This is a genomic window from Herpetosiphonaceae bacterium (assembly GCA_036374795.1).
GTDB lineage: Bacteria > Chloroflexota > Chloroflexia > Chloroflexales > Kallotenuaceae > LB3-1.
Window position 1 is genome coordinate 35,502 of the sequence record DASUTC010000358.1, and the last position, 10,373, is coordinate 45,874.

Here is a 10,373-nt window from a genome sequence, read left to right on the forward strand (position 1 = left end):
ACAACTATTAACTTTGCTGTTAGTATAGAGACACTCCCAGTGGGATGAACTTGGGCAAACCAGGCCCAGGCACAGATGTCCGTCACCCGAATGGAAGGAGGTGGGTTTTTCTTACGCCTCTCTGTACTGCTGATGTACCGCTTCGTGTAACGTCTGCTTATCGTGCCAGAATCTTGTGACATTCATCCGTCTGCGGTCAACGTAGCGGGACAAGATTCACCGCCGTCTAACGGCTCTACACACTCCCGGCACGAATCCTTGGATCGGTTGTTCGCGCTCCTCAGCGGGATCGCGATTAGCTTACCACACCTTTACTGAGAGGCGAGTCATCTCGGCCAAACCGAGCGTCCGCTGCATGTGTCGCAACGATCTGCGACATCTACTCCTACACTTAGGCTAAGGAGACAAGACTTTGAAACGGTTCGCATTGACAGTGCTGGCAATTTGCGCCGTCCTAGCTCTGTTCGTTCCAACATCCTCAGCTTCCGTTCAGTCTGCCGCCACGTCTTCAACGCGCGGCAACACGCAGGCTCCTGCCGTCTTCGGCGAGTACCTGATCAAGTTCAAGCCGGGCACGTCCAAGCAGATGCGCGAGTCTGCGATCAAAGCGCAGGGTGGCCGCATCTTCGATCGTGTCGCCGCTCTTGACGTCGAGGTTGCCGAGTTCCCGGCGCTCAAGTCCAACAAGAACGCGCGCGCGGCTGAGGTCATCGTCAACGCATTCAAGCGCAATCCCAACGTCGCCTATATCGAACCGAACTATATCTACAGCGCGGACTTCACGCCGAACGATCCGGGCGTGAGCAGCCAGTATGCCTGGGGCCGGATTCAGGCCTATACCGCCTGGGATGTCACCCAGGGTAGCTCCACCGTTGTCGTCGGTATCGTCGATACCGGCATTCAGCGCAACCACCCGGATCTCGACTCCAAGATCGTCGCGGGCTACGACTTCGTCGACAACGACAGCGCAGCCGATGACGGCAACGGCCACGGCACGCACGTCGCGGGCACCTCGGCTGCCGAAACCAATAACGGCACCGCTGGCGCAGGCACCTGCCCCAACTGTAAGCTGATGCCTGTTCGTGTGCTGAACAACAGCGGCAGCGGCACGCTGGCTGGCGTGGCGAACGGTATCAACTGGGCCGCCGACAACGGTGCCAAGTCGATCAACCTGAGCCTCGGCGGCACCGGTGGCGCAACCACGCTGGAGAGCGCGGTCAACTATGCCTGGAACAAGGGCGTCTTCCTGGCCTGCGCCGCTGGCAACAGCAACACCACCGCTCCGAGCTATCCGGCCTACTACACCAACTGCTACGCGGTTGCCTCGACCGACAGCAACGACGCGCGCTCGTCGTTCTCGAACTATGGCAACTGGGTTGAGGTCGCAGCGCCCGGCTCGAACATCTACTCGACCTGGATCAACAGCGGCACCAACACCATCAGCGGCACCTCGATGGCAACGCCGCACGTCGCCGGTCTGGCCGGCCTGCTGGCCTCGCAGGGCCTGACCAACGCGCAGATCCGCGACCGCATCTGCAGCACCTCTGACGCGATCAGCGGCACCGGCAGCCTGTGGACCTGTGGCCGCATCAACGCCTACCGCGCCGTGACGGGCGGCGGCGGCACGCCGACGCCGACCCCGACGCCGACCCCGACGCCTCCTCCAGGCGGCACCGAGAAGATCGTCAACGGCGGCTTCGAGAACGGCACCAGCCCGTGGGTCCAGTCGTCGAGCGGCGGCTACCAGCTGATCGACACCACCCGCCCGCGCACCGGCTTCTACAGCGCGTACCTGGCCGACTACAACAACGGCGTCGACTCGATCTACCAGACCGTGACGATCCCGACCAACGGCACGCTGACCTACTGGTGGTACATGACCACCCAGGAAACCACGCACTCGTGGGATTACCTGTACGTGCGCCTGTACAACACCAGCGGCGGCCTCGTCGCAACGCTGCGCACCTGGAGCGACGGCAGCGGCGCTGGCGTCTGGCGGCAGGACACCATCAGCCTGGCGAGCTACGCGGGCCAGACCCTGCGCCTCCAGTTCACCGGCACCAACGACGTCACGCTGCCGACCGCCTTCTTCGTCGATGACGTAAGCGTGAAGTAAGCGGCTCGTAGGGGTGACGCGAACCAAGTTACGCGGTTCGCGTCACCACACACCGAATTCCATTCGCTGACGGACAACTTGTGCCTGGTAACAGCTCTGCGGCATGCAGGCTGATCCGATGCTCCGCTTCACTCGACTCACTGGGGGTGTGCCGAACGAAGCGGAGCATCGGAATTTTTGGCCCCGGAGTGCGTTGGTCCGTGATACCACTCGCCAGGTTTGTTCAGCGCGTCAGTAGACGCAGGAGCGACCATCGCCGCTCCTGCGTCTGTTTAATGAAGGCGAGCTACTCGGCGACGGTGGCGATAAACCAGACCGCCAGCAGCAGCACGATCTGCACAACAACGCTGCCCAGGAGCAGCAGCTCAGCTACCAGCCGCGAGCGGCGGTGTTCCAGCAGCCCCAGGACGAGATTGACGAGCCACACGCCTGTGGCGATCACCGGGAGAAGCAGCGTCGATGTTTTGGCGCGCGTTCCTGCCGTGCCGCCCAGCGGATCGAAGCGGACCGGCACGGTGGTCGGCAGCGTGGGGAAGCGCCAGGTGAGGAAGGCCCACAGCGCGAGATTGAGCAGCACGCCCACGATCAGCAGCCGCCGGGTAGCTGCGGCTGCGAAAAACTGGTGGAGTGCTGGCCGCGTCCAGGTCTGTCCTTCGGGTAGGATCTGGACAACGCCAAGCTGGCGGCGCTCCTGTAGCTCACGTCCAAAGTGATTGCGCTCGGCTAGCGCCAGCCTGTACATATACTGCTCGGTTTCGACGAGAAGCTGCTGCCTTGGCTGCCCGCGCCCGAACACGATCGTTTGTTTGGTGGTCTGCTGCGGCTGCTCGCCCGGCGCGATTGCCACGACCTGATCGAGCGGGATGGTATAGCGGCTCCCAGGCTGTGCAATATAGATGGCGTTGCGATCGAGCGCGTACACGAGCGCCATGTACTGAACGGCAAGCCACACTAGTACACCCGCGCCGATCACGCTGACGATGGCTGCCAGCGCCCAGCCGAAGGTACGGATCGTCACCGCCCACTCTTCGATCGGACCCTGAAGGTCGGCGGCCACCCGCGTGGCGGCAGCCAGCGCAAGACCAAGACCAACGATCGCGCCAATCAAGCAGACGAATACGATGAGATCGCGGGGCGCACGCCAGCGTTTCACATTTTGCCTCCACAGATAACACACAGAGGAGCGGGCACTGCCCCGCTCCTCTGCGCGATACGGGTTTCTGGTTACGGTGTGGTCGTCGCCTCAGGCTGCGTCGTGCCTTCGGCTGGCTGCGTGGTTTCGGCGGGCGGGACCGTCGGCGTCGCGGTCGGCGGCGGCTCGATTGTCGCCTTCGCGCGCTGCTCTTCCAGCCACTTGTCGAGCGCCTCTTTGCGGAGCCGATCGAGCTTTTCCTTCGGATCTTCCGGTACGCGTTGGATGATGTGCCAGCCAAAATCGGTGCGCACGGGCTGGCTGATCTCGCTCGGCTTCAACTGCCACGCGGCATCGACGAACGGCTTGACCAGCGTCTGGCCCTGGCTGCCGACGACGTTGCCCTCACGATCGAAGGGATCGAGCCTGCCGCCATTCGCCGCCGAGCTGGGATCTTCCGATTTTTCCTGCGCCACCTGCGCGAAGGAGTCCGGATTATCCACAAGCTGCTTGTAGAGCGCGTCGGCCTCGGCTTTGCGCTTGGTAAAGAGCTGCTCCAGCTCCTCCGGTGAAGGTGTGGGTACGGGCGTTGGGATCGGCGTTTCCGTGGCCTCCGGCTCCGCAGTTTCCGTCGCGCTCGTCGCCTCGTCGGGTGTGGGCGTTGGTGTTTCCTGCGGCACGCGCAGCAGGATATGCCGCGTCTGGATCGAGGTCGGCTCGGTCTGGTCGTCGGCTGGCACTTCCTTGACGAGCGCCTCGCCGACGCGATCACGGATCACCTGCTCGCGCGCGGCATCGCGCATCACGCGCAGCATCTCTTCTTTGTCGACCTGCGGCGTGCGCTGCCGCTCGGTCGCGCCTTCGGGCAACGCTTCGAGGATGTTGGTGTACTCGGTGTAGAGCACATCGACGATCTCGCTGACTTGCTGAGTCGCCTCGTCGGGCAGCGGCGTGGCGGTCGGCAGCGCGGTGGCGGTCGGCGTTCCGGCAGCGGCGCTCGTGGCCGCGCTCGTGGCAGCCGCGCTGGTTGCAGCGGCGGTTTCGACGGTATCGGTCGCTGTGGTGGTCGCGGTGCCGGTGACAGGCTCGGCAGCGTCGAGCAGCGCGCCGAACTGAGCGACCAGCGCTTGATCGATCTCGCCCTGCTGCGGATCGATGCTCAGCTCTTGCTTGGCTCCCTGCTCTAAAATCTGCCGATCGACCCACTGCTGGACGGTGGCGTCGTCGCGCGGCTGCTGGCGGTCCCGCGAGGTGCCGATCTCGGTCAGGCGCACGTTGGCCTGAATGATTTGCTCGTCGAAGCGTCCGCTCTGTCCCAGGCTCTGGTTCGAGCCGAAGAGCTTGCTGAATTGTAGGCCCTGAACGATCTGCTGGATCGTGTTGGCGCGCACCAGCTCTTCGTACTTGCCCTGCGTGAGCGTCTCGTTGTTGACGGTCTTGACCGTGGCGCTCGGCTGGATCAGAGCGGCGTAGACGAAGCCGCCGATAATCAATAGGAGCGCCAATCCGACAGCTCCTCCGATCGCAAGCAGCGCACGGCGTTGAACGTTAGCCTCGCGCTGTTGGGCCGCGAGCTGGCGGCGGGTTGGGCGGCGCTCAGGAGATTGAGAAGGACGTGGTCGGTTGCTCATAGTTCCTTTTCCAAAGCAACGGACACGGGGCATATCTGCTCCCGTGCCCGGTCAAATCGGTCAGCTCAACATAGGTTGAACCTGCGTGCGCGGTGGGGGTTAGCCGCGCGTCGGCGCTGCCACGAAGGGCAACAGCGCAATGTGGCGGGCACGTTTGATCGCCGTCGCCAGGCCGCGCTGATGCTTGGCACAGGTGCCGGTCCGGCGTCGCGGCAGGATCTTGCCACGGTCCGAGATATAGCGCTGGAGGCGCTTGATGTCTTTGTAGTCCGGCGTGTGGATCTTGTCAGCGCAGAACTGGCAGACCTTACGCCGGGGCGTGTAGCGGCGGCGGGTTGCGCCGCCCGAAACGGTTGTCGCGGCAGGAGTGATGCGCCGACGGCCCTGGATTGGCTGGGGCTCCTCCTGCTCTTCTGGTAGATTTGTATCTTCAGCCATGCTCTCACCAATTATCAATTATCAGTTATCAATGAACACCCGTGTGATTCACGCTCGATACTTGATAATTGTTTTTACTCTCAACTAGAACGGAATATCTTCGTCGCTAAATCCGCCATGATCTTCATACGTGCTACGGCTGCCGCCGCGTGGACCACCTGCCGAGCGCGAGCCGCCGAATCCGCGCTCACCGCCCAGGTCATCGCCGGGATCGGCACGACCGCCAGGACGGCTTTCGAGGATGATCATGTCGTTCGCGACGATTTCGGTACGGTAGCGCTTCTCCCCCGATTGAGCATCGTCCCAGGAGCGGTTTTGCAGCCGCCCCTCGATATAGACGCGCGCGCCTTTCTGGAGAAATTCGCTACAGATCTCGGCCAGCCGATTCCAGGAAACGACGGTGAACCACTCGGTTTCGTCGCGCTGGTTGCCCTCGCTATCGCGCCACTGCCGCGAGATCGCCATGCGGAACGTCGTAATTGGCACGCCCTGCTGGGTGTAGCGCAGCTCAGGCTCCGTTCCCAGGCGGCCAATCAACATCACCTTATTCAAGTCCTTCGCCATAACCTCTTACCATGCACATGTACCGATGCACTGGTGTGCTTCGATCGTGTTCGCTCGCGGCTCGCCGCTCATGGGCTTGCTACTCAACAACGGTGAGGAGATAGCGCATGATCTGCTCGGTCAGCTTCAGGTCGCGTTCGATCGTCGGAATCTGCTGCGGCTGTGCCTCGAACCGAGTGAAGACGTAGAAGCCCTCTGTCAGATCCTGGCCGTTGTGGCGGATCGCGTAGGCTAGTTTGCGGCGGCCAGTGGGAGCGATGGCCTCGCCATCCTGTACCGTCGCACCGGCATTGGCGATATAGCCCTGAACCCGCTCGGCGATGGCGGTATAGTCTTCATCGCCTCCAACCGTGGGGTCGATGATGTACATCAACTCGTAGTTACGTGCGCGCATGTTGCACCTCCTTTCTATGGAATTAGCCCTGCGAACAAGCAACCGACGGCGCGCTGTGGTCGCCGTCGCAGAGCAGAAAGGTGTTAATTTCCTCGGCGATTATACCAGAGGTGCCCGATGGTAGCAAATGGGGGGACGAGTGTAGCGAGGCCGAGGGTGTGAGGGCCTACCAGAGAACAGAACAACAAAGGAGCAAAGGAACAAAAGCGTCAGGCCGCGTCTCTTGTTCCCTTGGTCGCTGGTTCCCCTGGTCTATCGCTGATTCCGCCCTTACTCGTGCCTGAGCGCCATCAGCGGATCGAGACGCGCGGCGCGGTTCGCGGGGTAGAGCCCGGCGATCACGCCGATCAGCGTGGCGAACAGCAGCGCCACCAGCGCCAGCGTCGGCGTTACTACGAAGAAATCGCCGCGAACCGGCAGTTGCTCGCGCTCGATGTACCACAGGATCACGCGGTTCAGCAGCAGGCCCAGCGCCCAGCCAGAGATGATGCCGATCACGCCGCCGATCACGCCGATCATGCCGGCCTCGATCATGAACATCAGCCGAATGTCGCCCCGCGACGCGCCGATCGCTTTGAGCGTGCCGATCTCGCGGGTGCGCTCATAGATTGACATAATCATCGTGTTGACGATGCCCAGCGACGCGACGAGCAGCGCCAGGCCGCCGACGGACGAGAGCATGACGTTGATCACGGTAAAGACCTGATTTGCCAGTTCGAGGATCAGCTCAAGCGACTGAACGCGAAAGCCCTCGCCGCGCAACTGCTGCACCAGCGTACTGGCCTCAGCGATGCTGGTCGCGCGCATCGTCACCGAGTCGTAGCCTTCGGTTTCGAGCAACTGCGGTGCGTTGAACCACCAGCTTTTCATCGCGGCACGGTCGGCGAGCGGGATGCGCACCACCTGCCTTTCCTCAGACGACACGCCTACAACCTCGAAGGGAAAGGTCTGAGTCTCGCCGCGCGGCGCTTGCAGCACGATCTCCACCTGCTGCCCGATCAGCTCACCGAAGCGGCTGCGCGGAATATCCAGCTCATCCAGCGCGTCCACCGTCAGCACGATCTTGCCCGGCTCCTCCGGCACCTCGATCGCGCCTGCCAGCGCGGTCGGCGGCGTCTCGAATGGGTCCTGATCCAGCGGATTAATCGCGCCGGCCACGCCTATCTGCTGCGCTCGCTCGCCGATCTTCAGCGCGCTCGCCACGCCCAGCGGCAGATCGACATTGGGGATGACCTCGATCACGTTGGGCTGCTGCCGCCAGCGCTCGACATCGGCCTGCAAGATCGGCCTGGTGCGCTCCGGGCGGGCAAACTGCGTGAAAAAGTTCTGCTCGTCCTCCTGAGGCCGCACAAAGACACGCTCCAGCCCGATCGCCTGAAACTGCTTGTTGATCTCCATGCGCACGCCAATGCCCAGCGAAACCATCGTCACGATCGTTAGAATGCCCACGATCACGCCGATCGAGGTCAGCACGGTGCGGACCTTGCGCCGACCGAGATTGGAGAGCGCGGTGCGGACCATATCGCCCATCATCATCGTGTCACCTCCACCGCCTCGGTCGCCGCGAGATGCCCGTCGCGCTCAGCAGCCGTCTCGATGCGCTGAATCCGGCCATCCAGCAGATGCACGATCCGGTCGGCGTAGCCCGCGACGTTCATATCGTGTGTTACCAGCACCAGCGTCAAGCCCTGCGTCTGAAGCAGATCGCGCAGCATGTTCAGAATATCCTTGCCGGTCTTCGAGTCGAGGTTGCCGGTCGGCTCGTCGGCCAGCAGCAGGATCGGGCTGTTGGCGAGCGCGCGGGCAATGGCGACGCGCTGCATCTCGCCGCCGGATAGCTCGTTCGGCTTGTGGCGGGCACGCTTGCCCAGGCCAACCTGCTCCAGCAGGTGCAGCGCCCGCTCGCGGCGGGCTTTGCGGCCCTGTCCGGCCAGCATCAGCGGCACCTCGACGTTTTCGACGGCGCTGCGCGTGGGCAGCAGGTTGAAGCTCTGAAAAATAAAGCCGATGCGATCACGGCGATAACGTACCAGACGTTTATCGCTGGCCTTGCCCAGCTCCAGATCCTCGACCCAGATCTCGCCCTCAGTCGGTCGATCCAGGCCGCCGATCAGATTCAGCAGCGTTGATTTGCCCGATCCCGACGGCCCGACCAGCGCGACGAACTCTCCGCGCCGAATGTCGACGTCGACACCGTTGAGCGCCATGACCGCTTCCTTGCCCATCGTGTAGCGGCGGGCCAGGCTGCGCGCGCGGATCAGGTTGCTGTCCTGTTGCATGTGCTGTCCCCGTACTCTTCAGACTGTCTCGAAGGCGACACCTTCAATTTTAGCACTATAACGACCAGGGCACGGCTTAACCCGTGCCCTGCGATCGTCTGCGACCATCTTGGCCGTGCTACTTGAGCGACTCGGCGATCCGGCTCGCTTCGTCGGGCGTCAGCGTTCCGGCGATCACGATCGTCACGCCCTGCTCCTGCCAGCGCAGGAGCGTGCCCTGCTGCGCGCCGCCGCCGGTGATCAGCGTGGCGCTCTGCCCGCGCACCGTAACCTGTTGCGTCTGCGCTCCGTCTGGCATGCTGCCCTCGCCTGGGAAGCGGCCCTTGCCCTGCACCAGGCTAAAGTTGATCGTGCCTGAGTAGTTCTGGATCACGGTTTCGCCGCGCATATTGAGGAGCTGAACCTCGTCGAGCTGCACGCCGTCGGGCAGCGTCGCCGGTGCCAGCACCGGGAAGGACGCCTGCGTACGCGCCTCGTCCAGCGTCGTCGCCTGCGGTCGCGCCTTTTTGGCGATCTCGGCGGCGTTGATCACATCTGCTCCGGCGGGCGGCGTAAAGCTGAAGTGGTCGCCGTCGATCGGCTGATTGAGATCGAGCGTCGTCGCCGTGGCTTCGAGCCTGCCAAGATCTTTAGCGTCGATCAGCGCTTTGACCGGCAGGTCGCTCTGCTTATCGACCCACAGCGTGGTGTCGATGACGTTGCCGAGCTGCAACTGCTGCTGCGTCTCCGGCTTGGGCGTCAGGCGAATCTTCCAGGTGTCGCGGCCAGCCACCTGCTCGCTGCGATTCTCGATCGTGACGTTCGAGCCGTCGATCAGTTGTTGCAGCATCTCCTGCATTCTGAGCATCTGCGCGGCGGGATCGGCTGCGCCCGCCTGGCCCTGCTTCAGGTCGCTGCGCTTGCCGGTAATCACCTTGTTGGCCTTGGGATGGTACAGCCAGAACGTATCGCCGTCGCTGACGAACTCGCTGCCGACGACATCCTGCTCGCTGGCGTTGAGCACTTTGGCGTGCAGCTTGCCGATCGGCTTGCCTGCGGCGTCGGTCTGATCGGTCTTTTCGGCCCAGGCCTCCACGGTGAACGAGCCGTTACGCTCCGGCGTCGTGAGCGAGACATCGGCGATCACATGCGCGGTTTTCAGATTATTGCGCGCGGCCTCCATCCGGCGCATGATCTCGTCGGCTGTCACCTCCTGCGGCGCACACGCGGCCAGCAGCAGCCCAAGCAGGCCAACCAGCGAGCCGATACGAAGAATCCGCATAGCTTATTCCTTTCGATACATCGTCTTTCTACGATCTATGATACGTCGGTTGCGGCTGCGTGTGTATGACCGTGCCATGAACAGCCTGTTAACAATTGTTACCGCCTTCGTGTGGCGCTGCGGTCCTGAGTAGCGATAAGGACTTGACGGAGCGACGATCGATGAAGTAAATTTCTAGTAAAATTTCTGGTGTGAACCCCCCAGATTCCTCTCACGCCAATCTCAAAAGCTCTCCCATAGCTGGCCGTGGCTTGCGGCATGCGCGGCTGTCGCGGCGCGTGCTCCAATCATTCAACAACCCTGCTCCGCGCGGATCGTTTTTGCGCAAGACAAAGGAGGTGCGGCGGAACAAACGATTGATCGATCGCCGATAGACTCGTGACAGCGTAGGCCGTTGCCAGGCGTATGTCGTCTTAACCAAGTAACCAGAAAGGTGTACGATGAGCCAGCACGTATCTACTTCTCTTCGACGCGGAACACCACGCTGGATTTCGATCGCGTGGCTGCTCGTCTTTGCCGCGATGTTTTCATGGAAAGCCGTGCCGGTTACGGAGGCGT

9 protein-coding genes are annotated in these 10,373 nt (G+C 62.6%); 1 reads left to right on the forward strand and 8 read right to left on the reverse strand.

Features of this window, described 5'->3' with window-relative positions:
- Positions 1–412 precede the first annotated feature (412 nt).
- A complete protein-coding gene (locus VFZ66_28785; GenBank protein HEX6293213.1) occupies positions 413–2,116 on the forward strand; it encodes a S8 family serine peptidase in 1,704 nt (567 codons plus the stop codon).
- 286 nt (positions 2,117–2,402) lie between these two features.
- Here the strand turns inward: VFZ66_28785 and VFZ66_28790 are convergent, their stop codons facing one another.
- From VFZ66_28790 to VFZ66_28825, 8 genes are all read right to left on the reverse strand, one after another.
- Positions 2,403–3,269, reverse strand: coding sequence for a hypothetical protein (locus VFZ66_28790; protein HEX6293214.1), 867 nt, complete (start codon positions 3,267–3,269; stop codon positions 2,403–2,405).
- Between the two features lie 71 nt (positions 3,270–3,340).
- On the reverse strand, positions 3,341–4,879 hold the full coding sequence (locus VFZ66_28795) for a peptidylprolyl isomerase (GenBank protein HEX6293215.1): 1,539 nt from the start codon (positions 4,877–4,879) through the stop codon (positions 3,341–3,343).
- 99 nt (positions 4,880–4,978) lie between these two features.
- A complete protein-coding gene (gene rpsR, locus VFZ66_28800) occupies positions 4,979–5,251 on the reverse strand; it encodes a 30S ribosomal protein S18 (protein ID HEX6293216.1) in 273 nt (90 codons plus the stop codon).
- Positions 5,252–5,401: 150 nt separating this feature from the next.
- Positions 5,402–5,881 carry a single-stranded DNA-binding protein gene (gene ssb, locus VFZ66_28805; protein HEX6293217.1) on the reverse strand — a complete coding sequence of 160 codons (480 nt, stop codon included), beginning with the start codon at positions 5,879–5,881 and terminating at the stop codon, positions 5,402–5,404.
- A 79-nt stretch (positions 5,882–5,960) separates the two neighbouring features.
- Positions 5,961–6,275, reverse strand: coding sequence for a 30S ribosomal protein S6 (gene rpsF, locus VFZ66_28810; GenBank protein ID HEX6293218.1), 315 nt, complete (start codon positions 6,273–6,275; stop codon positions 5,961–5,963).
- Positions 6,276–6,545: 270 nt separating this feature from the next.
- Complete coding sequence (locus VFZ66_28815; GenBank protein ID HEX6293219.1) at positions 6,546–7,811, reverse strand: ABC transporter permease; 1,266 nt, start codon at positions 7,809–7,811, stop codon at positions 6,546–6,548.
- Entirely contained in the window at positions 7,808–8,554 is a 747-nt protein-coding gene (locus VFZ66_28820) for an ABC transporter ATP-binding protein (protein ID HEX6293220.1), read from the reverse strand. The genes VFZ66_28815 and VFZ66_28820 overlap by 4 nt, the downstream gene beginning before the upstream one ends.
- A 118-nt stretch (positions 8,555–8,672) precedes the next feature.
- Positions 8,673–9,815 carry a DUF2092 domain-containing protein gene (locus tag VFZ66_28825; protein ID HEX6293221.1) on the reverse strand — a complete coding sequence of 381 codons (1,143 nt, stop codon included), beginning with the start codon at positions 9,813–9,815 and terminating at the stop codon, positions 8,673–8,675.
- Positions 9,816–10,373: the final 558 nt, after the last annotated feature.